General features: G+C 34.6%; 17 protein-coding genes and 6 tRNA genes. 19 read left to right on the top strand and 4 right to left on the bottom strand.

From position 1 onward, the window contains the following. Positions 1 to 35: 35 nt before the first annotated feature. Together folE and SD960_RS16870 are read right to left on the bottom strand one after the other, a co-directional pair. On the bottom strand, positions 36 to 707 hold the full coding sequence (gene folE / locus SD960_RS16875; RefSeq protein ID WP_042566362.1) for a GTP cyclohydrolase I FolE: 672 nt from the start codon (positions 705 to 707) through the stop codon (positions 36 to 38). 203 nt (positions 708 to 910) lie between these two features. Continuing rightward, positions 911 to 2110 carry a pyridoxal phosphate-dependent aminotransferase gene (locus SD960_RS16870; protein WP_318804931.1) on the bottom strand — a complete coding sequence of 400 codons (1200 nt, stop codon included), beginning with the start codon at positions 2108 to 2110 and terminating at the stop codon, positions 911 to 913. Positions 2111 to 2232: 122 nt separating this feature from the next. On the opposite strand from SD960_RS16870, the gene SD960_RS16865 reads away from it, so the two are divergent. The 5 genes from SD960_RS16865 to SD960_RS16845 all read left to right on the top strand — a co-directional run bounded on the left by SD960_RS16865 (position 2233) and on the right by SD960_RS16845 (position 9944). Then, a complete protein-coding gene (locus SD960_RS16865; RefSeq protein ID WP_318804930.1) occupies positions 2233 to 3558 on the top strand; it encodes a PDZ domain-containing protein in 1326 nt (441 codons plus the stop codon). A 131-nt stretch (positions 3559 to 3689) separates the two neighbouring features. After that, complete coding sequence (locus tag SD960_RS16860) at positions 3690 to 6323, top strand: gliding motility-associated C-terminal domain-containing protein (RefSeq protein WP_318804929.1); 2634 nt, start codon at positions 3690 to 3692, stop codon at positions 6321 to 6323. Positions 6324 to 6349: 26 nt separating this feature from the next. Further along, on the top strand, positions 6350 to 7285 hold the full coding sequence (locus SD960_RS16855; protein ID WP_318804928.1) for a type IX secretion system membrane protein PorP/SprF: 936 nt from the start codon (positions 6350 to 6352) through the stop codon (positions 7283 to 7285). Positions 7286 to 7295: 10 nt separating this feature from the next. Continuing rightward, positions 7296 to 9428: an OmpA family protein gene (locus tag SD960_RS16850; protein ID WP_318804927.1), complete on the top strand. Its 2133-nt coding sequence runs from the start codon at positions 7296 to 7298 to the stop codon at positions 9426 to 9428. A 39-nt stretch (positions 9429 to 9467) separates the two neighbouring features. Further along, on the top strand, positions 9468 to 9944 hold the full coding sequence (locus SD960_RS16845; protein ID WP_318804926.1) for a hypothetical protein: 477 nt from the start codon (positions 9468 to 9470) through the stop codon (positions 9942 to 9944). Between the two features lie 197 nt (positions 9945 to 10141). Here the strand turns inward: SD960_RS16845 and SD960_RS16840 are convergent, their stop codons facing one another. Then, positions 10142 to 10756 carry a hypothetical protein gene (locus SD960_RS16840; protein ID WP_318804925.1) on the bottom strand — a complete coding sequence of 205 codons (615 nt, stop codon included), beginning with the start codon at positions 10754 to 10756 and terminating at the stop codon, positions 10142 to 10144. A 504-nt stretch (positions 10757 to 11260) separates the two neighbouring features. On the opposite strand from SD960_RS16840, the gene SD960_RS16835 reads away from it, so the two are divergent. The 4 genes from SD960_RS16835 (at position 11261) to SD960_RS16820 (ending at position 16760) form a co-directional block, all read left to right on the top strand. After that, positions 11261 to 11377, top strand: a tRNA-OTHER gene (locus SD960_RS16835). 245 nt (positions 11378 to 11622) lie between these two features. After that, complete coding sequence (locus SD960_RS16830) at positions 11623 to 13863, top strand: hypothetical protein (RefSeq protein WP_318804924.1); 2241 nt, start codon at positions 11623 to 11625, stop codon at positions 13861 to 13863. 396 nt (positions 13864 to 14259) lie between these two features. Further along, on the top strand, positions 14260 to 15681 hold the full coding sequence (locus tag SD960_RS16825; protein WP_318804923.1) for an RtcB family protein: 1422 nt from the start codon (positions 14260 to 14262) through the stop codon (positions 15679 to 15681). Positions 15682 to 15959: 278 nt separating this feature from the next. Beyond that, on the top strand, positions 15960 to 16760 hold the full coding sequence (locus SD960_RS16820; RefSeq protein ID WP_318804922.1) for a TatD family hydrolase: 801 nt from the start codon (positions 15960 to 15962) through the stop codon (positions 16758 to 16760). Between the two features lie 163 nt (positions 16761 to 16923). Here SD960_RS16820 and SD960_RS16815 read toward each other — a convergent pair whose 3' ends face one another. Then, a complete protein-coding gene (locus SD960_RS16815) occupies positions 16924 to 17778 on the bottom strand; it encodes a hypothetical protein (protein WP_318804921.1) in 855 nt (284 codons plus the stop codon). Positions 17779 to 18486: 708 nt separating this feature from the next. Here SD960_RS16815 and SD960_RS16810 point away from each other — a divergent pair. The 10 genes from SD960_RS16810 to SD960_RS16765 all read left to right on the top strand — a co-directional run bounded on the left by SD960_RS16810 (position 18487) and on the right by SD960_RS16765 (position 26390). Then, positions 18487 to 19020, top strand: coding sequence for a hypothetical protein (locus tag SD960_RS16810; protein WP_318804920.1), 534 nt, complete (start codon positions 18487 to 18489; stop codon positions 19018 to 19020). A gap of 1 nt (position 19021) precedes the next feature. After that, positions 19022 to 19309: a hypothetical protein gene (locus SD960_RS16805; RefSeq protein ID WP_318804919.1), complete on the top strand. Its 288-nt coding sequence runs from the start codon at positions 19022 to 19024 to the stop codon at positions 19307 to 19309. Positions 19310 to 19443: 134 nt separating this feature from the next. Further along, on the top strand, positions 19444 to 19878 hold the full coding sequence (locus tag SD960_RS16800; protein WP_318804918.1) for a hypothetical protein: 435 nt from the start codon (positions 19444 to 19446) through the stop codon (positions 19876 to 19878). A 168-nt stretch (positions 19879 to 20046) separates the two neighbouring features. Further along, positions 20047 to 25116 carry a DUF4132 domain-containing protein gene (locus tag SD960_RS16795; protein WP_318804917.1) on the top strand — a complete coding sequence of 1690 codons (5070 nt, stop codon included), beginning with the start codon at positions 20047 to 20049 and terminating at the stop codon, positions 25114 to 25116. A gap of 474 nt (positions 25117 to 25590) precedes the next feature. Then, positions 25591 to 25791: a hypothetical protein gene (locus SD960_RS16790; RefSeq protein WP_318804916.1), complete on the top strand. Its 201-nt coding sequence runs from the start codon at positions 25591 to 25593 to the stop codon at positions 25789 to 25791. Between the two features lie 69 nt (positions 25792 to 25860). Next, positions 25861 to 25933 (top strand) — tRNA-Asn (locus SD960_RS16785). A gap of 20 nt (positions 25934 to 25953) precedes the next feature. Beyond that, positions 25954 to 26026 (top strand) — tRNA-Asp (locus SD960_RS16780). 93 nt (positions 26027 to 26119) lie between these two features. Continuing rightward, a tRNA-Pro gene (locus SD960_RS16775) sits at positions 26120 to 26192 on the top strand. Positions 26193 to 26197: 5 nt separating this feature from the next. Continuing rightward, positions 26198 to 26280: transfer RNA gene (locus SD960_RS16770), tRNA-Tyr, on the top strand. Positions 26281 to 26317: 37 nt separating this feature from the next. Beyond that, positions 26318 to 26390 (top strand) — tRNA-Leu (locus SD960_RS16765). Positions 26391 to 26603: the final 213 nt, after the last annotated feature.

Below are 26603 nucleotides of genomic sequence, written 5' to 3'. Positions count from 1 at the left end.
AACAACAAACTATAAACTAAAAACAATAAACTTTTTTAGAACTGGGTTTCCAATTTAATGTAATCCAAAAACTCTCTTTTAGTTTGAGGATCTTTGAATTTTCCACCAAATTCAGAAGTTACCGTGCTGCTTTCGATGTCTTTAATTCCTCTTGAATTTACGCAAAGGTGTTTTGCATCAATTACGCAGGCAACATCTTCGGTTCCTAAAGCTTTTTGAAGTTCCTGAACAATTTGCATCGTTAAACGCTCCTGAACCTGAGGTCTTTTTGCGTAATATTCTACAATTCGGTTCATTTTAGATAAACCAATAACTCTTCCGCTTGAAATGTAAGCAACGTGAGCTCTACCAATAATTGGCAGTAAATGGTGTTCGCAGGTAGAATAAACGGTGATGTTTTTTTCTACCAGCATTTCGCCATATTTGTAATTATTATCAAAAGTAGAAGCTTTTGGTTGTTTCGCAGGGTTTAAACCACCAAAAATCTCCTTTACAAACATTTTTGCTACTCGGTTTGGAGTGCCTTTTATGCTGTCATCTGTCAAATCCATTCCAAGAGTCTGTAGAATGTTTTCAACATCTTTTTTTATTTTTTCTATTTTTTCATCATCAGTTAAATCGAAAGCATCCTGTCTTACAGGGTTTTTTGCGTTACTGCTGAAATGATTGTCTCCTATTTCGTCTAAAAAATCTTCGTTATTTGTCATTAAAAACTACTATTAGTATGGGTATCTCTTTTTAAGGCGGTAAAGATAATTAATAAAAAGGAAACATTTTCTATCGTTTTTACTATTTAATCACCCATTTTTGGATATAATTTAATTAAAGCAAAACGGGTGTTTTTTTTAAATACAAAAGACAATAACAGTTAAGTTATTGTCTTTTTAATGGTTGTTGTTTTGTTTAGTTGCTATTTTCTATTGTTGTAAGCTAATAACGCTTCTTTCAAAATATTTACGGCAGTAACTAAATCTTTTTTATTTAAAACATAAGCAATACGCACCTGATTTAATCCCATCCCTGGAGTAGAGTAGAATCCCGCAGCAGGAGCAACCATAACAGTTTCTCCATTTAGATTGTAACTTTCTAAAAGCCATTGTGCAAAATCTTCTGAATTGTCAATTGGTAATTGAGCAATGCAGTAAAAAGCACCTTTTGGTTTGGTCACAATTACGCCTTCAATTTTGTTTAATTCCGTAATCAAAGTATCGCGACGGCTTTTGTATTCTGAAATAACTTCGTCAAAATAACTTTGAGGTGTATCTATAGCGGCTTCACAAGCAATTTGCTCGATAGTTGGCGGACTAAGTCTTGCCTGAGCAAATTTCATTACAGTTGCAAGAACCATTTTGTTTTTAGTAACCAAACAGCCAATTCTCGCGCCACACATACTGTAGCGTTTTGAAACTGAATCGACCATAATTACGTTTTGGTCTACATCTTCTAAATTCATTACAGAAAAATGCTCATCATCTCCATCATACAAGAACTCACGATAAACCTCATCTGCAATTAAATACAAATCGTGTTTTTTAATTAAACCCGCTAATTGCTTAATTTCAGCTTCAGAATATAAATATCCGGTTGGATTTCCCGGATTACAAATTAAAATGGCTTTTGTTTTAGAAGTAATTAATTTTTCGACATCTTCAATGCTTGGCAAAGCAAAACCGGTCTCGATTGTCGAAATTACGGGTACTACTGTTGCACTGGTTGATGATGCAAATGCGTGATAATTAGCATAAAACGGTTCCGGAATAATGATTTCATCTCCTGGATCTGTAATTGTGGCCAGTGCAAAAAGTAAAGCTTCAGAACCACCAGTTGTTACGATGATGTCTTCTGGGCTAACATTTACATTTTGACGTTGGTAAAATTTAGCTAATTTTTTTCTATAACTTTCATATCCGGCAGACGGACTGTATTCTATAATACTTAAATCAATATTTTTTACCGCCTCGATGGCCACTTCGGGTGTCTTGATATCCGGTTGACCAATGTTTAAATGATACACTTTATGTCCTTTTTGTTTTGCAATATCTGCATAAGGAGCAAGTTTACGTATCGGTGATTCGGGCATGTTTCTGCCTTTGTTTGAAATTGTTGGCATGTGTTTAATTATTGAAGTGCAAATTTGCATTTTTTTTTCGAATTTAACGTAAACATTAACGGCTCTTGTAAAAATGTAACAATAATCAATATATTTACTAATTTTATAATAAAATATTGTCAATGAAAAAATATATTGTGTTGTTTTTTGGGCTTTTGTCAGTTTTATCGTTAAAAGCACAGAGTGATTTTTTAATTGAAAAAAATCATAAAAAGGTCACTATTCCTTTTAAATTGATTAATAATCTTGTTTTTATTCCAATAAAAGTAAACGGCGTTGAATTGAATTTTTTGCTTGATTCAGGAGTCGAAGAAACCATTTTGTTTAGTATGGAAGAAATGCAGGAAGTAAGTTTTAATAATATAGAAAAAATAAAGCTGAGAGGCTTAGGTAGCGAAGAAGAGATCGAAGGATTAAAATCAACAAACAATATTCTGGAAACGCATGGCATAAAATCCAGCAATCATTTAGTTTATATTATTTTAGATCAGAGTTTTAACTTGTCTTCTCATATCGGAATTCCGGTAAACGGAATTATCGGGCATAAATTTTTTAAAAATAATTTAGTCGAAATCAATTATCAAAAAAAGAAGGTTGTCATTCATTTAAATAACGAAGAAACAAGACAAAAATTAGAAAAAAAGTTCAAATCAGTTCCTATTACGATCGAAAGATCAAAACCTTATATCTATACAACAGCAGTTTCAAATGGTGAAGAAATACCGGCTAAATTGCTTATTGATATAGGGAATAGTGATGCATTCTGGATTTTTGAAAACAATAAAATAAAATTGCCGCAAAAGAATTTTCCTGACTTTTTAGGAAAAGGTTTTAGTGGCGATATTGAAGGACATCGGGCAAAGTTGGAAAAATTTTCTATTGCCGATTTCGAATTTAAAAATCCAATTGTTTCTTTTCCGGATTCGACTTCTATTCGAAATGTGAAAATGGTTCCGGATCGTATTGGTTCTGTTGGCGGTGAAATTTTAAAACGATTTACCTTGGTCTTAGATTATGCAGATCGTAAATTATATATTAAAAAAAACACCAAATTTTATGAACCCTTTACCTATAATAAAAGCGGAATTACGATTCAGCATAATGGTTTACAATGGGTTCAGGAAACAGTGCATTTGCAAACAGTACAAGTTGCAGCATCAGTAAGTGAGTTGGAGGATAGAGAAAAAAACAATGATAATTTCAGGTATAAATTTCTTTTGAAGCCAGTATACGAAATTATAAATATTCGTAAAAATTCTGCAGCTGATAAATGCGGACTCCAAAAAGGTGACATAATAGTAAGTATCAATAAAATATTACCTTATAAATATTCCCTTCAACAAATAAATAATCTTTTAAAGTCTGAAGACGATGCCTGGATTACTATGGAAATTGAAAGAAATAGTTTGATTTTAAAATTTCGATTCAAGCTGGAAGACGAATTATAATATTCGTATAAAAGTAATTTTAAAAAGGATTTTATTTCACGTAGCTCATTTTTGGTAGAATTTAATAAGAAAATTAAGTTTTTTGATGAATTGGCGTAATATTTTTATTATGTTTATCAAAAATATAATTTATGGTCAAAAAATACGCTAATTTCTTACAAGTTGCCTTGTTTTTTGTTTTTTTATCGTTATTATCAACAACCACTTACGCTCAATGTGCTGGAAATGATGCAGCATTGACAATTTGTGATTATGATAGTGCTGCAAACGCATCGGTTAATTTATATTCTTTGTTAGGACCATCGGCGACTCCGGGTGGTACATGGTCTGATGATTATGATATGGGAGGATTGGATCCTGCAACCGGATTCTTAAATGTACATGCTATTTCCTACAGTGGTGTATTTAGTTATACCTACACAGTAGATGGAATTGCAGGCTGTACAGATAATACATCAACCGTTTATGTTACAATTGGCGGTTATACGGGAAGACCTTCTCAAACAATAATATGTTCTGCATTAGGTACTTATAATCTTTTTCAGGCTTTTGACGGTAGATATCTTAGTCCGCTGCTTAATGGAAAATGGCATGATAACGGCACCAATAAGGATATTGAGGAGTCTGTTAATGTTAGCAAGTTAAACGGACTTTACTCTTATACCTACAGGATGGATGCTATAGGTACATGTGCAGCTCCGCCTCAGGCAACCGTATTTGTAAAAGTTGTAAGAGCACCAGAAGCCGGAGATGCGAAACCTCCTTTATTGATTTGTAGCGATGCTTTAACTAATTATACCAATTATGACTTGTATAATTTGCTCACAGATGCAGATCCCAATGGTATTTGGTCCGATATGGGTCCTCGGCCAACCGGAGAATTAACTTTTACCGGAGATCATGTTATAGACATTGAAAAAATTTACAACCGATTTGGAGCAGGCACTTATAATTTCAATTACACCGTTCTATCCCCGGAGGCAGTTTGTAATGCTGATGATGAACAAATAACAATTATAATCGAAAGAAAATTGGATCTTACTGGTGCAACGCTTGTTGTTAGCCCTGATATATGCGAAACAGAAATTCCAACGGCAACGTATACTGCCAGACTTACAAAAGGTCCGGCTGCGATTCCAAATGGAACTTATAACGTTAGATTTAGTGTTTCAGGACCAAATGGAGGTACAGAAACGGTTACAGCAAATTTTACCAACGGAATTCTTCTTTTTCCAATTAAATCAGATTATTTTAAACAGGTTGGAGATTTTACAGTAACAATACTTGATGTATTTGCCCAGAATAGCCAAAGAGCCTGTACCAATGTTACTAATAATTTATCAGATGTACTTCATATTTACCCAATTCCGGATCTCACGGGAGCGAAAATTGACCCAATAAAAACGTGTCAGAATACTGATGCTGTGGCGGTAATATCAAATGCAGTAAAAATTATTGACGGTATTTACGACCTGCGTTATAATATTTCAGGAGCCAATACAGCTAATTTCCAAACAGTAAGAGTTACGTTCACAGGCGGCGTGGCAAGTTTTACAATTCCGGATATTTTAAATTCACGAAGCGGAAACGGTGTAATAACAATTACTAATATTACCCACGTAATATCACTATGTACAAATACGGCAAATTTAAAGGGAAATATTGTTATAGATCCTTTACCCAATATTGCCAATTTAAAAATACAAATTGCTAATGTTTGTTTTGGAGATGCGGTTTCGGCTTCAGTTTCAGGATTAGGAAATTTAACAGACGTAACATTATCCTATACACTTTCCGGAAGTAATCCATCAACAGTACAGACAATTGTGTTAAATCCAACGGGCGGAAATGCTTCTTTTGTAATTCCTTCCACATTACTTTTAAATACAGGAACCACAACTGCAACAGTTACAAATTTAATAAATAACGCTACCACATGTGGTGTTAATGTAAGTGGCGTAGCAGATCCGTTTGCTATAAACCCAATTCCTGCAGCTCCAACCGCTATTAATCAGGAATTTTGTAAAATTGATGGTGCTACTATTGCTAATTTACAGCCAAATGGTGCGCAGTATAAATGGTATGATTCAGCAACATCAACAACTCCATTTGCAGATACTTATGTTTTGCAGTCAGGTAATTATTGGGTCAAAGTAACAACTTCCGATTGTACATCAGAGCCCACTATGATAATGGTTACCATAAATGATACGCCAGCTCCGGTTTTAAATACGGACGGACAGAATTTTTGCGGATTAAATGCTCCAACGGTTGCAGATTTATCTAACAATACAAATGTTCCTGCAACAATAGTTTGGTACGATGCGCCAAACAACGGAAATTTATTGCCGTCAACAACTGCTTTAACAGAACAGGGAAGATATTATGGTTTTGATTTTTCAGGCACAAGCGATTGTTTTTCTTATGATTATCTTGAAGTAACAGTGACACTAACAGATTGCGATGATGTGCCGAATGACTTTTTTATTCCTGACGGATTTTCTCCAAACGGTGACGGTGTAAACGACACTTATGTCATTCCGAATATTGAATTTTTATACCCAAATTATACAATTGAAATTTTTAACAGATATGGAAACGGAATGTACAAAGGCTTTAATGGTAAACCGGGATGGGATGGTTTAAATTATGAAAGAGAAGGAATTGGCAGCGGAATGGCGCCAAACGGAGTCTATTTTTATATTCTCAATTTTAATAAAGACAACAGACCTCCTAAACAAGGCCGCCTTTATTTAAATCGATAATTCCTTACCTTATTAATATAAATTCAATGAAAAAAATCATAATTTTTATAAGTTTTTTCTTTTACATCATCTCAATGTCCGCACAGCAGGATCCGGAATATACACATTATATGTACAATATGAGTGTAGTAAATCCGGCGTATGCCTCTGGAATGCCGGCAATGCTAAATCTGGGCGCACTATACAGAACACAATGGGTTGGCGCAGTGGGTGCTCCAAAAACATTTACCTTTTTTGGTCACACAGCTATAAATGATAAAATCGAAGTAGGTTTGTCTTTAATATCTGATGATATTGGCGACGGAGCAAAAAAAGAAAATAATGTCTACGCTGATTTTGCCTATGTACTTAATTTAGGAGGACAAAACAGACTTTCATTAGGTTTAAAAGCAGGATTTTCATCGATTCAGACCAATTTTAATGGTTTTGTTTTGCAAAGTGGTGATACCTCAACAGATTTGGCTTTCGCCGAAAATGTAAATGTAACCAAACCAAATATTGGAGTAGGAGCTTACTTTTTCAGAAACAATTTTTATGTGGGATTATCAGCGCCAAACTTATTAAATACGAAACATATCGAAGAAAAATCAGGAATAAACGCCTTTGGATCAGAAGATATTCATACATTTTTAACCGCCGGATATGTTTTTCAAATCAGTGACAAGGTGAAGTTAAAACCGGCCTTCATGACCAAATATGTTACTGGTGCACCACTTTCTATAGATATTACAGCAAACGTACTTTATAACAATAAATTTGAATTTGGTGCCGCGTATAGAATTGATGATGCCATAAGTGCTTTAGTAAATATTAATGTTACGCCGTCTCTTAGAGTTGGTTATGCATATGATTATACACTTTCAAATTTAGGACAGTTTAATTCAGGAACACACGAAATTATGCTGCTTTTTGATCTGGATTTATTAGGAAAAGGATTTGATAAATCACCTAGATTCTTTTAAAATGAAAAATATGAAAAAACTACTCGTTATTATATTCGTATTTTTAATACAGTTTGTAAATGCACAAGATCAGGAATTGATCAGAGCCAAACGGTTTTTTGATAAAACCTATTACAGTGAAGCTATTATTTTATATCAAAAATTAGCGGAAACCAAACCTTCGCAGGAAGTAATTAAAAATCTGGCCGATTCCTATTATTATACAAATGACTTAATTAAAGCACAGCGTTATTACAGGCTTTTGGTTACCAATTATAACAAAGATTTAGACAGACAATATTATTTTAGATACGCTCAAACCTTAAAAGCAAGTAATAGTTATGCTGATGCCAATGTTGTTTTAAAAGAGTATTATGCAAAATCTGCCAATAGCCAGGATTCTGTTTATTTTCGTAAAGAATTAAAGGAACTTGAAAATGTATCAGCAATTGGGAACAGATTTGATATCAAAAATCTCGCAATAAATACAACGAATTCTGAATTTGGAGCCGTTAAATACAAAGACAATTTGGTTTTTGCAGGCGTGAAATTAAAACCCGGATTGTTCGACAAAAAATACAAATGGGACAATGAAACGTATTTGAATCTGGTAGAAGTTCCGGTTGAAAATAGTAATTCTGCAGAAACAATTGTGACTTATTTTGCAGATGAATTAAAAACAGGCGTACACGAAGCCAATGCTATTTTTACAAAAGATGGTAAAACAATTTATTTTACCCGAAATAATTCTAAAAACGGAAGCAAGAAAAAGAACGATCAGAAAATTTCAAATCTTCAAATTTTCAAAGCCGAATTGGTAGAAGGAAAATGGAAAAATATTGTTTCACTTCCATTCAACAGTCCGAATTATTCTGTAGAGCATCCGGCTTTGAGTGCTGATGAAAAAGTGCTGTACTTTGCATCTGACATGCCCGGAAGTTTAGGTTCATTTGATATTTATTCGGTAAACATTAATAAAGGCGCTTTTGATACGCCAAAAAATCTTGGACCAGTTATTAATACAGATAAAAGAGAACAATTTCCTTTTGCCTCTGATGATAATAAACTTTATTTTTCTTCAGATGGACATTTAGGATATGGATCACTGGATGTTTTTGTTTCTGATATTAATGGAAGTGAATATTCGAAACCAACCAATATTGGTTTACCATTAAATTCAAATTTGGATGATTTCTCCTTTAATATCAATTTAAATACCAAAGAAGGATATTTTGCCTCAAACAGAGAAGGAGGAAAAGGAAGCGACGATATTTATTGGTTTAAAGAAATCAAAGACTTAATTGTTGAAGATTGTAAACAATTTATCGCAGGAACAATTACAGATATTGATACAAAACTGGCGCTTGAAAATGCCACAGTAATTTTGCAGGATTCAGAAAATAAAACCCTGAATACCATTACAACTTCTGCAGATGGAAAATTTAGTTTTACAGTTGCCTGTGAAGCTGGTTATAAAGTTTCGGCTTTCAAGGAAAAATACACAAATGAGTCTGTAACTTTATCTTTAGACAAAACCAGAAATAAAATAAACGATGCATCTTTGGCGCTAAAATCTTTAGATGCAATTAAACTGGAAGAAAAAGAAAATGCCGAAAAGAAAAGAAAACAGGAAATTATTATAGAAGAAGAGAATAAGAAAAAAGAGGCTTTGGTAGCTGTTCAATTAAAAGAAAAAGAGAAAAAAGCCAAAGAAGCAGCAATTGTAGCGGCCGAAGTTAAAAAGAATGAAAAAATAAAACAGATTTTAGAACAGGAAAAAGATGTTATAAAAGATGATAAAAACAGATTGATTATCAAAACAGATCCGATTTATTTTGATTACAATATGTGGTACATCCGTAAAGAATCAAAAGTGGTTTTGAGCAGGGTTGTATTTTTAATGAATAAATATCCCGGAATGGTAATCGAAATTGGATCACATACAGATTCAAGGGGAAATGCAAAATTCAATGAAGATTTGTCGCAAAAAAGAGCTAGCTCAACCAGAGAATTTATCATACAATCCGGCATTAATGCCAACAGAGTTACAGCCAAAGGTTACGGAGAATCTGTGCCGATTATAAAATGTAAAACAGATGAAGCCTGTTCAGAAGAAGATCATGAATTGAACAGAAGAAGTGAATTTGTAATTAAAAATTTGTAAATTCATCAACGTATAATAACTACTGAATTTAATATAATTATGAAAAAACTAGTCATACCATTTTTGCTTCTGACTTTAGTCGGATTTCAAAGCTGTAAAAAAGAAGAAAAACAAAAAGAAATCGAAGCTGTTAAAGCTGAGGGAGAAAAGATTGTAAGCAGTGAATGCTATAAGGCCATATACGAAAAAGACACAATAGATTTAAAACTAAATACCTTAAAAAACGGAAAGTTAACCGGAAATATGGTAATGAAAGTGGCACCTTCAACTGTAAGAACGGGTGAAGTTGCAGGAGAATTTCATGGTGATACATTATTTGTAGACTATACATTTAAGGAATTAGCAACCAAAGACAGAGTTTTCAAAAATCCAATGGCACTTTTAAAACGAGACAAACAGTTGATTTTAGGAAACGGTACAATGCAAACCACAATGGGGGTCACGTATTTGGTAAAAGATAAACCTATTGATTTTGAAAGCGTAAAATATAAATTCGACACTGTTGAATGTAAATAATTACTGCTAAACCCGACAGGTTTTTAAAACATAAGTGTTCGGAAGAAGAAATCTCCTTTAAAATCTTTTCATAAATATAGAAATTTTAAAGAAATAGTGGCGATCTGTGATGGAAAACCAAATAAATCATACCTGTTCTAATACTTGTTAAACTCTTCCGAACACTTATGTTTTTTAAACTTGTCAGGTTTTATGTTTTACGATAATAACAAAATCTCCTTTTCAATATTCGCTCTCGCTTTTTCTTCAAACAAATCTCTAAAGATTTTAGTTTGAAAAATAAATTCATTCTCCAAAAAATGTTTTAAAGCCTTCGCTCTTCCGGGTTTGTATAGAAAATCGGGATAAATACTATATTCTTTTCTAATCTGTTCAAAATAAATTTGATAGTCATTCCAATCGCGTGCAAGGATTTTCAAATCAAAATCAATAAGCCAGTTAATATCTTCAATTTTATTATGCTGATGTTGTTGCGTGGCGCAAATCATATCTAAAACCAACTTCGAATCCAGAGTCGTTTCTTTTGGAAGAATTTTTACAGCATATTCAGCACTTTTGAACTCATTATCTTTTTTACTGCTTTTATAAACGTAATCGTGATAAAAAATAGAAAATAAAACTTCGTTAGGAAATTGAAGATTATCAAAATAGAGTTCAAAACATTCCACCATATCTTTTATATGTGTAATATTATGATAATGTCTTGATTTATTGGAATATGACTTTTTTAAATCTAACCAATTTTGCTCAATTTCATTTTCTCTGAAACCAATATTAGTAAGTAATTCAGAATATATTTCTTTTAAATTCATGTTGTTTTTATTTAAATCTGATGAAAAGCTCCATCGGAGTTTAATATTTATAGCCAATTTATACAGTATAGTAATTTAGCTCCAGCGAGCTCAATATTTATATCCAATTTATACGGTATAGTAATGTAGCTCCAGCGAGAGCTCAATATTTATAGCTTATTTAGGCATTCTACAAAAGCTCCATCGGAGCGATATTTTTGGTTTTTATTTTTATTAATAAAATAATGTCACCCCACGGGGTTTTGTAATAAACCCTGAAAAACTATGAATATGCTATCCCTTTGGGACTTACACTATTTTGATAAATTAATCTTTACTCAAATATAAACTTCTTTTTGTACTGCGCAAAATAATTGCGTAGTGATGTTGAAATCTTTGTTCAGGAAATAAAAACAAACGTTCATACAAATAAAAAAAAAGAATAAAACAGGTCAAGTTTGAGTTACTTCGAAAACACTTTCCAATGTACACACTTACACCATTACCTTTTTATTCAATTTAAATGAGGCAGTAGCTCAGCGGTAGAGCAGGTAGTTTTGAAATTATCCTTCAAAGGTCAATTAAAACTTACTTCGTACACTTTTAATGTCCGGGTCGTGGGTTCGAATCCCATCTGCTTCACAATTAATGGTCAATTAAAACTTACTTCTAGTAAATTGGTAAATTCCGGTTCGAGTCCGGCAAGTTTTAAAATCATCATTAATAAAAATGAGGGTCAAGATTAACTTACTTCTTCGGGGAAACCCGACAGCCCATTTATGTTAGTTAATCCATTACACTCAAATTTCAGGTCAAGTGTTTCTTACTTCAAAATCTTTTAGGTAGAAATCAGAAACACCATTATCTAAATTTTAAAAATTAAAAAAATGAAAACAAAAGAATTATTAAAAATCAGTTTGCGTCAAAACGCCATTTTCATTCCATCAGAAATGATTGCGAATGACAACAAAAATTTATCAGGAACAACATCGGTTTTATTGGCCAATGTTTCAAAACTTGGATTTACATTTTCTGAATCGTTATTGCACGCTTTAAATAATGTAAACCCAAACTATAAAGTGGAAGTTTTAGAAGTACTAAGAAAAGTTTTAGGAACCGATAAAAACTGGACACCATTGGTGAAAGAATGGAATATCCCAACGGGAGAATCTGTTTTGGATCATGTGGTGACGTATTTCTGGAATGTTTTAAATATAAAAAGAGGAACAACTTTAGAATGCGGACATATTATTCCGGACAATACTTTTCCTTTAGAAAGATACAACGGTTGCCCGTTTTGCGGAACTCCATTTGAATTCGGTAAAATCGAAAACATCGGTCAGGGAAGCAAATTAAAAGTATTGGATTTATGGTCAGAAAAGGAATTACAAGATTTCTATAAATCGTTATTGCAATCCAAAACTGCTTTAGATGCTGCACAGGTAGAAAGTTTAAAAACGGCTTTGAAATATTTGCCTTTACCAAAAGTAGATATTGCCATGAAGGAAACTTTAATGTTGGTAATCGATATTTTAATTGAAGAAGGTCAGGCAGAAAAAGCATCTCAGTACTTTAAATCGCCAACCGATATTTTAAGATATTTATGGTTTAAGAATACGGGTTTATTGCAGATAATCGAACCAAAAACAATTATCAAAAGAACGTCTAAAAATGCTCAGCATTTATATTATGCCGCGGATACAAGCGCGCAGGCAAAAATTGCATCAACAAAAGATTTGAAACTTAAATATTCTAGAAAAGAATGTTTGATGGTCGCAAACTGGTTGAACAATTTAGATATGGAAGTGGAAACAATGTGCGAAATCATGCATCCAAAAAGAGGAATGTGGGTTCGTGTGATCAGAGCGTTGCGTTTGGCAGAATACAGCAAAAGAAAAGGCTTTGAAAAATTGGCTTTTTTGATGGATGTATTTTACAATCAGGTTTATGATGTTTGGCAAAGTAAAGTAAACACATCAAGATTAAAATTTGATGCCGATAAAACATTTGCCTTATTAAAACAGCGTCCGGGGTTGTTTGCACGTTCTTTATTTTCGAATATGTTATGGTTTGGTGCAGACGAAACTGTGGCACATTTTGAACAAATCATCGACAAAGTTCCGGCCAGATTGGTATTTACTTTGAACATGTATGCTCAAAATTATTTTGATAAAAACATGCAAAGAAGCGTGAAACCTTTGGGCGGAACAAACAAACGTATTGAACCAAATACATTATTGAATTTGTACGACGAAGCACAACTAGAAGCTATGAAAAATCAAATCGAGGCATTGTGTCTTTTAGCGATGAAGCAGCGATTTGCAGCAATCGCAAACCCAAACAAAACGATGTATATCGATCCGCAATTGTTTAATATGCCAGTTTCGATTGGTGATAGAAGCGAGACCGTTCAGGATTTACCGGTGGCTTTAATGGGAACACGTTTCCCGATTGAAGGAAACGAAGTGCGATTGTTTATGCAATGGGGAAAAGATTTGCCGTCACAGCATTTGGATATGGACTTGAGCTGTCATATCGCTTACGAAGATAAAGCGGATATTTGTTCTTTCAGCCGATTGGAAACTGTGGGTTGTAAACATAGCGGTGATATCAGACATATTCCGAATAAAATTGGAACAGCCGAATACATCAATATCAACATCGACGAATTGGCGAGAGCCAAAGCAAAATTTGTAACTTTTACCTGCAATGCGTACAGCAACGGAAGTATCTCGCCAAATTTGGTGGTAGGTTGGATGGACAGTAAATACCCGATGAAAATCTCTGAGAGAACCGGAGTTGCCTACGATCCGTCGTGTGTAGATCATCAGGTTCGTGTTACGCAAAATGTTGCCAAAGGTTTGGTTTTCGGAGTGTTGGATGTAGCCAAAAGAGAAATCGTTTGGTTAGAAATGACGTTTGGAGGTCAGGTCGTAGGAGGTTTGGATTTTAAAGGAGTTCAGGCGTTATTGGCAAAATTAAGCAGTAAATTGAACATAGGTAAATTGTTAGAACTTAAAGCGGAAGCCCAAGGTTTAACAATCACCGAAGATCAAAACGCCGATGAGGTTTACGATGCAAAATGGGCGATAAATGCTGCGGCAGTTACTCAATTATTGGTAGATTAGTGGCAAAGGTACAGAGTTACAAAGTGACAAAGGTCTATTGTAGAGGCGCACTGCAGTGCATCTTCACAAAGTGTGGTAAATTTAATCTCGAAAAGTCGCGAAGTCGCAAAGTTTTATTGAAGCTGTAAACCTCCTGTTTGTCATCTCGACAGAGGAGAGATCACATAAAGTGAAGACACACAGTAGGTCGCTCTCTGGATGCGATTTCTCCTCTGTCGAAATGACACAAAATGAGTTAACATAAAATAAGGAAAGAAATCTGCTCAATCTGCAAAATCTGCGTGAACAAAAAAACTTTGCGCCTCTGCGTCTTTGCGCGAAATTTATAAAAATAAAACTACGCAAAATAACTGCGCAGAACAAAACAACCTTTGTACTATCAAAATACAAAAAACAATGAAAACACAAATAAACGGTACAGATATAATAGAATTAGGATTCCCTGAAGGAAAAATAATCGGAATCGCATTAAAAATAAACAGCAAAAGACACGGTTTGAAGCGTGATGAAATGATAACCAATTTCAAAAACGTTCTTGCAACACCAGAAAACTATATAGACGATGCTATTTTTAGCAAACTGGCAATCGCTTTGATCGAAAAAGCAAATGAAAAACCGGAAGATTTCATCGCTTTAAATCAAAACCCAAATGCCTATGCTTCTTACGGAGCAGAACATATTGAAGATGGCGCGAGAAAACAAATGGAAGTAGCGATGCAATTGCCGGTTACGGTTGCAGGAGCTTTGATGCCAGACGCGCACCAAGGTTACGGATTGCCAATTGGCGGGGTTTTAGCGACCAAAAACGCCATTATTCCATATGGTGTTGGAGTTGATATTGGGTGTAGAATGGCGTTGTCGGTTTATGATATTGCGGAGGATTTTTACTTTGAAAACGAAGCCAAATTCAAAAAAGAATTAATTGCGAATTCCATTTTTGGAGCGGGACACGGTTTCCACGGACAATACAAATCAGATCACGCGGTTTTAGAAAACGATACTTTTAATATGACTCCGTTTGTGAAGAATTTAAAAGATAAAGCCTGGTCGCAATTGGGTTCTTCGGGTGGTGGAAATCACTTTGTCGAATTCGGAATCATGGAATTTGCGAAAGACGATGCGGTTTTGAATATTCCAAAAGGGAAATATGTGGCTTTGTTAACGCATTCCGGTTCACGCGGAATGGGCGCCACAATTGCAGGACATTATACCAAAATGGCCAAAGACGTTTGTAAACTTCCGGAAGTGGCTAAGAATTTAGCTTATCTGGATATGAACTCACAATTGGGTCAGGAATATTGGATGGCGATGAATTTGGCTGGAGATTACGCTTCGGCTTGTCATGAAATTATCCATAACAAAATGGAGAGAGCTTTGGGCGCAACGATTTTAGCCAAAGTCGAAAACCACCATAATTTTGCCTGGAAAGAATTGTGGAACGGCGAAGAAGTAATCGTGCATAGAAAAGGCGCAACTCCGGCCGGAAAAGGCGTGATGGGAATCATTCCGGGAAGTATGACAGCGCCGGGATTTTTGGTGAGAGGAAAAGGTGAGGAGAACGCCATAAATTCAGCTTCACACGGCGCAGGAAGACAAATGAGCCGAACACAAGCCATAAAAAACATCACAAAAAACGAGATGAAATCGATTCTGCAACACCACGGCGTGACGCTTATCGGAGCAGGTCTTGACGAAGCCCCAATGGCCTACAAAGATATCAATCAGGTGATGGAAGCACAACAGGATTTGGTCGATGTCGTAGCCAAGTTCACCCCGAAATTGGTGAGAATGGCGGATGATGGAAGTAGAGAAGATTAGTTTTTTTGAAGGTTCAGAGAGGCAGAGGTTCATAGGGACAAAGGTTTAGCCTCATTTTTATGTCATTTCGATCTCGAGGCTTCGGGAGAGAAATCTTCGCAAAAAACTCGACAATGATTGACTCTTATGACTGAGTTACTTGCGGAGATTTCTCCTTCCGTCGAAATGACAAACCACCCAAAAAAAACTTTGCGCCTCTGCGCCTTTGTGCGATTAAAAAAAATAAAATAGACTAAAAAAAACTTTGGCCTTAGCGCCTTAGTGGCAAAACAAAAAAAATGAAAACATACATAGATATCGGAATTAATTTAACCAATAAACAATTCCAAAACGACATAGACGATGTCGTACAAAATGCACTAGATGCCGATGTATCGCAAATGATACTCACCGGAACAAGCGTAAGAAACAGTGAAGAATCATCACGAATAGCAAAAGAATATCCCGGAATATTATTTTCGACAGCAGGAATTCATCCGCATGATGCGAAGAGTTTTGATGCGCAGAGTATTTCGAAACTGCGGAATTTACTAAAACAGAAACACGTAGTTTCGGTAGGGGAGTGCGGACTCGATTTTGATCGTGACTTTTCGCCCAGAAATGTTCAGGAAACGTGTTACAAAGCGCAATTAGAATTGGCAATCGAAGTTCAGAAACCTTTGTTTTTGCACGAAAGAGCGGCTTTTAACAAGTTCATGGAAATCACAAAAGACTATTTGCCACAATTGCCAAAAGCCGTTGTACATTGTTTTACCGGAACTTTACCCGAAGCCAAAACCTATCTCGATAACGGATTTTATCTCGGTTTTACCGGAGCAATATCAGACAGTAAACGTTTTGATCATTTAAAAGAAGTGATTCAGTACGTTCCGCTGGACAGAATGATGATCGAAACCGATGCGCCATTCATGCTCCCAAAAAACACGCCAAACAATCTCCTCAAAAAATACCACGAACGCCGTTGCGAACCTGCTTTTCTGCCTTTTGTTGCAGCAACCGTGGCGCAGTTTAAAGGAGTTTCGGGGATTGTGGTTGCGGAGGAAACTACTAGGAATGCTAAAGACTTTTTTGGGATTTAGTGATTTTGCCACGAAGAAACAATAGCATATAAAAAAAATGTGTCAAAGTGTCTTTGTGGCAAAAAAGTAAGTTAAAAAAAGTATTTGTACTGTTTTTAAAGGCATTTTTTTTATCGCTCTGAAAATAACGGTATAAGGAAAACAATTCAGGATTTGATAAAAATTAGAGAGGAGCTATCTGTTTATTCGTTTCTGATTTTTTAACAAATTTCACATAAATAAAATACTCTATAAACGGAATAATTAAAAAAAGGATGAAAAGTATTAGCTCATGCTTTAATAATTCTGTGTACGCGTAATTTATTGTAACTTCTATTTTGTTTTCAAGTTCAGCTTGAATGGACTGCTCAATTTTTTGAGGATTTATTTTATTTAAATTTTTTAAGAGAATTTTAAAATCGCTGTACTGTAAATCTTTTATATTTTTTATATCAATTTTTTCGTCAGTAGATTTTAAAATACTGTATAAAAACGCTGCATAAATCTCTGATTGATACGTTTTAATCAGGTAAGATGAAGATGAGTTTTTGAAATTATCTATCGATTTTATTCCAGTATTTTTTTGTTGAACCTTTTCAAGTAAGGCTGAGGTTAAAATTGTGCTTGTTTTTTCTGATAAATTTGAGTATTTCTGAATAAGATCAAGAAAATCTTTAGAATTTTTTTCAGATGCAAATGAAGATCCAAAAGTCATGGAATAAAGCTTCGTTGAGAGATTTTTCTTTTCTTCTAATAAAACAGAATGGCTTTTATATAAGCAACCAATTATGGCTGAGAAATAAAGAAATAAGATTATAATATATGGAATCCAGAGTTTGACAATCCAATTATAATACTTTCTGTCTCTATGGAAAAAGTTTTTTTTGTATAAAAATCTAGTAAAAATAGTGGAGAGAATTAATCCTAAGAAAATAAATAGAATTACCGATAGTATAACCTTGCCAAGATTAGGTAAAATAAATTCGCTTAAAAATTCCCAAATTATTGCCCATTTTATAGAGTCATAAAAATTTGCCATAAGATTAATTAATTATAAAAAACAATACGTTTTATTTGTAGGATAAAAGACGCAAATTTAACCTTTTAGTTTGATGTGTGAAATACCCACTTTTAGTGATTTTTAGTCGTGGTATTTATATTTTTTAAATTAGGGGCAATAAGAGAAATTGAGTACAGCAATGCCGTTACAAATTTGCTTTGCCTTTTTTTACAGCAACTGTTGTACAGTTTAAAGGCGTTTCGGGAATTATATTAGCAGAGGAAAGTACTAGGAATGCTAAAGAGTTTTTTGGCATTTAAAGTTCCATAACAGGTTTTTAAAACCTGTTAGGTATTTGATTTTCTAATGATAAATCCCATAAAAACAGATCCCAGCAGAACATCGGTAGAAAAAACAAAAAAAAAATGTCCCATCAGGATAACTCGTCGGTAGAAAAACAGCCCAAAATAAACGTCCAATCGGGACAATCAAAAACTAAAAAAAAATAAATGTCCCATCGGGACAACTCGTCGGTAGAAAAAAAAAAATGATAATTTAATTGCATGTCCCATCGGGACATTTGAGAAGAACGATATGAACCCAACTCTGTTTTTTAACGAATTAAAATCCATAATTCCCGACTTGAACAAAGACTGGAAAACAAAATACGTCCAATTTTTAACCGATGAAAATCTGTATCTTTTTTCTGCAAATCTGATTTTCTTCCACAATCAAAAGACAGAAATTTTGAGAAAACCCTATTTTAAAGATGAAATTATCGTTTCGATACAAGAAAATGTGTTTTACTTTGAAAAGGTTTTAAAAGCATTTTACACCCATTCAGATCAATTGAAACCCAATCTTAGTAAAGCATTACAAGAAACACCTTTCGAAATTATTTTGCTTATTTTAGGACAAAGATTAACTTCGGCGAGCCGACGCGATGAAAGCGGGATTCCTCCAACAAAAGAAATCCTTTTAGAAAGTTGTTTTCAGCCTTTTAACAGCGAGATTACAATTGTCGAAAGAGCCTGGGAAAAACATTCGGGCAGAAAAAAAGACAGTATTCTGGGAGAAATAAAAGGAAGCCCAAGCCAAAAACGTTTGATGGTCGAAAAATTGACACATCATTTTTTGGGTCATAAAACATGGTGGAATATTTTCTACCATTACAAACACGATTTGGTGTACGAAATACGATTAGAAAACGGTCAGGGAATGCGATGGTCTGCTGATGGAAAACGATTCATAGGATTTTTAGAAGACTTTTTAGACGAATAAAATGGAAGAAAATAAAAATTATGCTTTTAGTGAAGACGAATGGAATGCCTGTATTAAGGTTTTAAAAACCTTAAAAGAAGTTCCGTTTGAGAATCCCGATAACGATTTGTTTGCCGGATTGATTACTAAAATTCACAAAAACGCCAAAAAAAATATCCGAATTGCGAGTTACAGTTCAAAAAAGCAGGAAGATCTTCAAACGAGTTTTGGCAAAGAATCCTATTTCCCTCGCAACAACTTCTCCAAATACTCAACCTTTTCTCTTTCAGACAAAACCAAACGCTCATAACTCATAAAGCTCAACAACGACTACTTTAATTCTCAACTTTTCACCATATTTTTTTAACATTTTAATAAGCCATCGCAGTATAATCTTATTTTTTAATTTATTATTTTACAGAATCAAATAAATGCCACTAAAAAATGAATATAAGCATCTCCGTCAAGCAGTTAGGGAAAAAGCATCCCATACTTCAGGAAAAAACAATCAGTTTAGATATTTCTGCTTCCCAAATTTCGGTTCGTACTTTTTTAGAATTAATCGTAAAACATCAGGTAGCGCTTTTTCATTCTTCTTCATTTGAGTGGGAAGATCAGGACACGATTCATCTTCCAAAAGAAAATTACCTTCCCATTTTAACCGATACCGGAAAAGTAGGTTTCGGAGCCGTGTACAATCACAATAAAGTCAATGTTGCCGTCGCGCAGGAAAACGCCATCGTCGCTTTTCAGGACGGTTTGTATGCTCTTTTCTACGGCGATGACCAACTCGAATCTCTAACCGAAGAAATCGATTTGTCTCAAAATAAATCCATCACTTTTATAAGGCTTACCTTTTTGGCGGGGAGCTACTGGTAAAGTCAATTAAAAATTTAGAATTAAAAGTTAAAAATCATTGGCAATGTCAATTGCAATGTCAATATCAAAAATCAATTTTATAAAGTAGAGAATATTCTAAAATCTATACTCTATATTCTATTCTCTAAACTCTAAAATCTACACTCTAAAATCTAAAATCTAAAATATATGCTAGAAGATCTTCTGAAAAGTAAAATAATAGAAAATCCAATTAAGAAATTTAAAAAGGAACTGGAGGAAATTGTAAACAGCAATCTGGTTTCCAAATTATTATTAAAAACAAAGCTTAAAAAAGAAGTGGCTGAGTTTGGCGTGGAGCTTTTAAAACTCAAAGACAATTATTACAGCACCTATATTTCTTTGGGTTCAAAAGAATGTACCGTATTCGAAAAATGGGTAAACGGAGAAATGTGGGAAGATAAAAATTACTACGATCTTTTGGTTTACTTTTTTGGCGAAGAAAATACGGTTTACGTAAAAGAAGCCTGGAACAGACTGCCTCAAAAAATGTATCAGAGCGGTTATACGAGACGTTCTTTCAGGGCTCCAAACAATACAAAATATTTACTGGTTAATCAGGTTAATTTTCTGCGTTCGCTGTTAAACGGTCCGCAGCTTTACAGTTATCAGGACAGCAGTACGTTTCATTATGATTTAAGTATTGAAGATCAAATTCGTTATGATACCGAGATTCAAAATTCGAATAATGAATTTATGATTTGGTCGGCTGCGATAGATTTGAACAAAGAAAATCTTTTTCAACTTTTTGAAGATATTATTTTCAACAAAGACCCAAGAGGAAAAGTATCGCGAAACATCATCAAAGCACTTTTAAACAGCGAGAAAAAAGAAAGCTGGGAACTGGTCGAAAAGCTATTGCTTGCCGCACAGCGTCAGGAAGGTTTGCGCCAGACGGTCCTGGAAGCTTTGGACGAAACCAGTATTGGTGCTTTGCACTATATGATTAACGTGATTATTGAGCATAAATTAACCCGTTTTTCATCGGTTGTGCGCGGTATCGATACCTGGACCGGTTTGGGCTGGGATTCTGAAAAAGAAACTACGGTTCGTAATATCATCAATCTGGCGTCGGGTTATTTCGCAAATCCGGAAACTATTCCAAACGGCGTTCGAAGTAAAAATAATAATGAAGTCTATATGGCACTTTGGGTTCAGGGTGTTTTTGATATCGAAAAAACCGTTCCGTACCTGCATGAATTATTAGAAAAAGGTTCCATCGAAAAGAAATCCCTGGCCTTAAAATTCGCCGGAGAAACAAACGATCCGTATATCGAAATGCCATTGTATTTTAAAGCGCTGGATGATGAAAATCTTCAGGTTTTGGCATTTACACTTCCGAGATTGAATGCTTTGCTGGAAGCCAATGCCAAATCGAGATATTATACTGAAAATGCAGATTATCCTAATTTCTTCCATAAAGTCTATAATCTCGCACAAACGATAACTGAAAAAGAAAAAACTTTTGAAGGAAAAGTATTTTCGTGGCTAAATGCCAAGTTTGAGAAAGACGCATTGTATTCGGCAGCGATAAATTTGATTGGTGATAACAACGAAAGATTAGAAATTATCCTGAATCATTTTGAAGGTTTTGCTCTCAATTTAAGAGAAAAACTTACGAGAGAAATTTTGGGAGATTATTATTGTTATTCTTTTTACAGCCTAAAAAACGATGGTAAAAAAGAGAAAAAAGAACCAACTGATTTTCAACGAAATTTTGCCCTTAGAATTTTGAAAGACAGGGGAGAATCTTTGGTAGCTTCGGCAATCAATACCTTAAATAATTTGAGTTTAACCGAAGAAGAGCTGGTTATTTTTCAGGAATTATACAAACGTAAAAACTCTAATTTAAAGAAAAACCTAACCGCAATTTTACTAAAACAGGAAGATCAAAAAATAACTTCGTTTGTAGAAAATACATTAGAAAAAGGTGATTTAGAACAGCGTATGTCGGTTTTAGATTTGATGCTGCAATTGCAGAAAAGTGCTAAACTAACGGATAAGGTAAATGACTGGGTTGCGATATATTCGGCCCTACCAAAAATTACCGAAAAGGAAACCAAATTTATCGAACAGTTAGAACCTTCAAAAAAGAAAAATATTCTAAGCGCAGAAAACGGATTCGGTTTCTATATACCAAAGGAAGTTTCGGCTTATGCTTTGCCAAAACTTCAGGCAGATTCGCTGTATGCTAAATCGGTTAAAGAACACGAATACGGTTTCTCAAAATCGATGTCACATATACAAGCTGAGATTTCTAAATTGTATAAATTGTATGAAGAAAACAAAAATTACGAATACGAAATCGAAAACTACGACAACAGCAAATCGACTGTTTTACTGGCGAATAGTTTTAGGCCGGTAAAAAACCTGAAAGATGACAAAAATCCTGAAATGGCGGCGACAAATTATCCGTTGTATGAAGTTTGGTCGGGCTGGTTTGAAAATTCAGGTTTAACCGAAAGAGATTTGTTTTTAATGACGCTGATAAGCAATTGCGACCGAAAAATTTGGCGTGATTTCCTCGAAAAACATGTTTTTTATTTTAAAGAATTACTGCCGCACCAAAACAAAAGAGGTTATGATTGGGATAATGCTATTTTGCAGATTTTAAATGCGTTACAATTAAAATATTCATTTAAAGAACAAGCCGATTTCTTAATTGACGCCTGCAGCATTTTGTATGCAGCTCTTCCACAATCGGTTTTAGAGTTTGAATATAAACCATCAAAAGACGAATATTATTATAATTCAGATAATGGAAACGGCTGGCAGAATCAGGGCTTTTTTGATGTTTACCTGAACAAAATCGACTTAACGGATTTAACCAAAGAACAAAATGCCAAAGTCTGGAATTTACACCGATGGAGACAGCAAAACGGATTAGAAAGAAATATTGCTTTGACGAAGCCGCCAATTCACTTGTATTGCGTTGCTTTTGATCAAAATTTAATTACCGAAGGAGAATTGTACGAAGGTATTTTAGAAAGCGACAGGATCTCTGTTTTAACAGGCGAAACAAAACATTACAGGCATTTTGGAAGTGAAGAATTGACCAAAAGTTTTCCATTCTTGATTCCGATGATTGCTAAAATCCGCGAAACATTTTTAGATGTCGAAGTAAAAAGAGGTGACTCAAATACTTCTGTCACGCATTTGGTGCAGAGTTTCCAGAAGATATTCGGTATCAATCGTTTGGTCGAAATGCTTACGGCTCTTGGCAAAGCAAGTTTGTACAAAGGCTATATTTATTCGTGGAGTTACACCGAATTAACCAAGCAAAAACTGTTTAGTTATTTATTGAAGAGATGTTATCCGCTGGCTACTGATACGCAGGAAATTTTTAACGATGCAATTGAAAAAGCCAAAATCTCTGAAGAAAGATTGATTCAGGCAGCTATTTATGCACCGCAATGGCAAAAGTTCATCAGTAATTATTTAAACTGGAAGGGTCTTGATGAAGGAATCTGGTGGTTTCATGCGCACACAAAAACAGCAGCTTACAGCGCCGAAAATTCGGAACTGGAAAGCGAAATGGCGAAGTTTTCATCGATAGATTTACAGGATTTTAAAGATGGAGCAGTGGATAAAAACTGGTTTGTATCGGCTTACAAACAACTAGGAAAAGCCAAATGGGAAATGCTGTATGAAGCTGCAAAATACGTAACCGACGGAAACGGACACCGCCGTGCCAGATTATATGCCGACACGATTACCGGCGATTTGAAAATCAGAGAAGTAACTGCCAAAGTAAAAGACAAACGCGATCAGGATTATCTGCGCGTATACGGATTAGTGCCTTTGAGTAAAACAGGTCCAGAAAAAGATATTTTGGCGCGCTACGAATATTTACAACAATTTAAAAAAGAAAGCAAAGAATTTGGTTCAATGAAACAGGCGAGCGAAGCTTTGGCCATTCGTGTAGCGTTAGAAAACTTAGCCAGAAATGCAGGTTATCCGGATCCCGTTCGTTTGACCTGGGCAATGGAAACGAAACAGGTTCAGAACATTTTATCAAAAGAAACCGAAGTAAAACTAGATGATGTAACCATTAGTCTTGTCATTAATAAAGAAGGAAAAGCTGATTTGGTGACTTTTAAGGATAATAAAGAATTAAAAGCAATTCCGGCAAAATACAAAAAAGACAAAGGGATTCTGGAATTAACAAATTACAGAAAAACAATGCGCGAACAATGGACGCGTTCCAGAAAAGGTTTGGAAGAAAGTATGATTCGCGGCGATGAATTTTTGTATGCCGAAATGCAAAATCTTTTTGAGCATCCGATTATTTCAAAACATCTTGAAAAATTGGTTTTCATCTCTAATGATGATAAAATTGGTTTTTTTATTGAAGGAAGTCTGGTGACAGCTTTAGGTGAAGTAATTTCAGTAAACGAAAAACAGACTTTTAGAATTGCACATTGTTTCGATCTGCATAAAAACAGCGTTTGGATAGATTACCAAAGCTATTGTTTTGATAACAAATTACAGCAGCCTTTTAAGCAGGTTTTCAGGGAATTATACGTTCCAACTCCAGATGAATTAAAAGAAAAATCAATTTCAAGAAGATACGCGGGACATCAGGTACAGCCCAACCAAACTTTGGCCTTATTAAAAACCAGAGGCTGGAAAGTAGATTACGAAGAAGGATTGCAGAAAGTTTTTCATAAAGAAGGCTATCAGGTAAAAATGTATGCGATGGCAGACTGGTTTTCACCGGCAGATGTCGAAAGTCCAACATTGGAAACTATTGAATTTCATTCTTTAAAAGATTATAAAAACATTGCGTTTGAAGATTTAAATCCGAGGATTTTTTCAGAGGTAATGCGAGATATTGATTTAGTGGTAAGCGTGGCACACGTTGGCGGTGTTGATCCGGAAGCGAGTCATTCTTCTATCGAAATGAGAGCCGTTCTGTTAAGAGAAACATTGCGATTGTTTAAAATCAAAAATGTGGAGATCAAACAAAATCATGCCATTGTAAAAGGAAAAATGGGAGAGTACAGCATTCATCTGGGAAGTGCCGTCGTGCATCAGCTTCCGGGTAAATATTTATCTGTTTTGCCAATTCACTCGCAGCACAGAGGCCGTTTGTTCCTTCCATTTGCAGATGATGATCCAAAATCGGCTGAGGTAATGTCTAAAGTTTTATTGTTTGCAAAAGATGATGAAATTCAGGATCCGACGATTTTAAGTCAGATTGATAAGGTTTTTGTGTAAAAACATTTACATTTGCACTCGAAATGAAAATAAAATATATACATATCAATATGTCAGTAAGACAATACAGCGATTGTTTAGCGGGATTTCTTCCGGCTAAAGGTTCAGGATGTGATATGTATTTTAATGAATTGAAGTGTAAATTGTAGTTACAAATTCAACATAAATATATAAAAGCGTCCTAATTGGGACGCTTTTTTTGTTTTTGATCATAAAAAAGAAGAACTCAATTTGGCTCATTCTGATAAAAAAGAAGTTTGAAATGATAAAAAATAACCTTTAACTAAAAATAATTAAAAAAATAATGGACCAAATGTTTAATGATTAGACTAAATAGCGAAATATAATCTTGAAAAGTAATCTGATGAGAGACAGTCATTTGATAAAAAAGAGATCTGCATAAGTATGCGGACAGGGATTTTTATGGTTTATTTTTAGTGTTAACTAATTGATAATCAATAAAATAATTTCAAAATGATTTGGATAATTCATTTTTTCGACATTATCTTTGCCGAAGAAAATTTCAAAAGAGAATTTCAAATAACAACAATGATTTCAAAATATAATACAACATATAAAATGGCTTTCAATAAAAACATATATAACGAACAACTGCTAAACCCGAGTTTTGATCTTGGATGTTTAACAATACAGGTGCATGAATACAGGCAATAGGATAATTTATATCGTATTAATCTCATGAAGCACCTTTAACCGGGTGCTTTTTTTATGCCCAAAATAAATGATTTCGTAGCTCAATTGGCAGAGCGCTTGACTGTTAATCAATAGGTTGAAGGTTCGATTCCTTTCGAAATCGCTCGTTCTCTAGAAGGAACTGGCTCATTGGGGTTACTGGCTAACCTTCCCGACTGTCTCTCGGGAGAAACGGGTTCGACTCCCGTATGGGCCGCTAATTTGAAGTTGCTAAGTGACTAAGATTCTAAGACGCTAAGTTTTTTAAATCTTTGAACTTAGAATCTTAGCAACTCAGAATTTTAGAAATCTGGGAAGATAACGATTGGCTGTTTACCTGCTTTGGATGCAGGAGGTTGCAGGTTCGAGTCCTGTTTCCCAGACAAATGGAAATACGCTAAAGCTGGAGAGTTAGGGCGGTCTGTAAAACCGTTGTCTTTGACTGAGTAGGTTCGAATCCTACTATTTCCACAAATTTCAGGTTTAAATCCTGAATATTAAATTAAATGCAGAAATGGCGGAACGGTATACGCAGCTGACTTAGAATCAGTATTTTGAGAGTTCGAATCTCTCTTCCTGCACTAAATAAAAGTCACTTTGAGTGTTTTATTGACTACGCAAAATAAATGCGCAGTATCATTTGAATATTTGCTGAGGAAATAAAAAATGTTCTTTTAAAAATCGAATTACATCAAAGGCAACTTTGATTTACAATATCAAACAAGTCTTGTTGCGTGTTTCTGTATAGCACCATTGTAGGGAACTTTTCGCGAAAGCGTATTATGTTTTTCTAT

The sequence above is a fragment of the Flavobacterium sp. MMLR14_040 genome, from assembly GCF_033657265.1.
Classification (GTDB): Bacteria; Bacteroidota; Bacteroidia; order Flavobacteriales; family Flavobacteriaceae; genus Flavobacterium.
The sequence above is the reverse complement of the archived record's forward strand: the minus strand, read 5'-3'. Positions and strand labels throughout refer to the sequence as shown.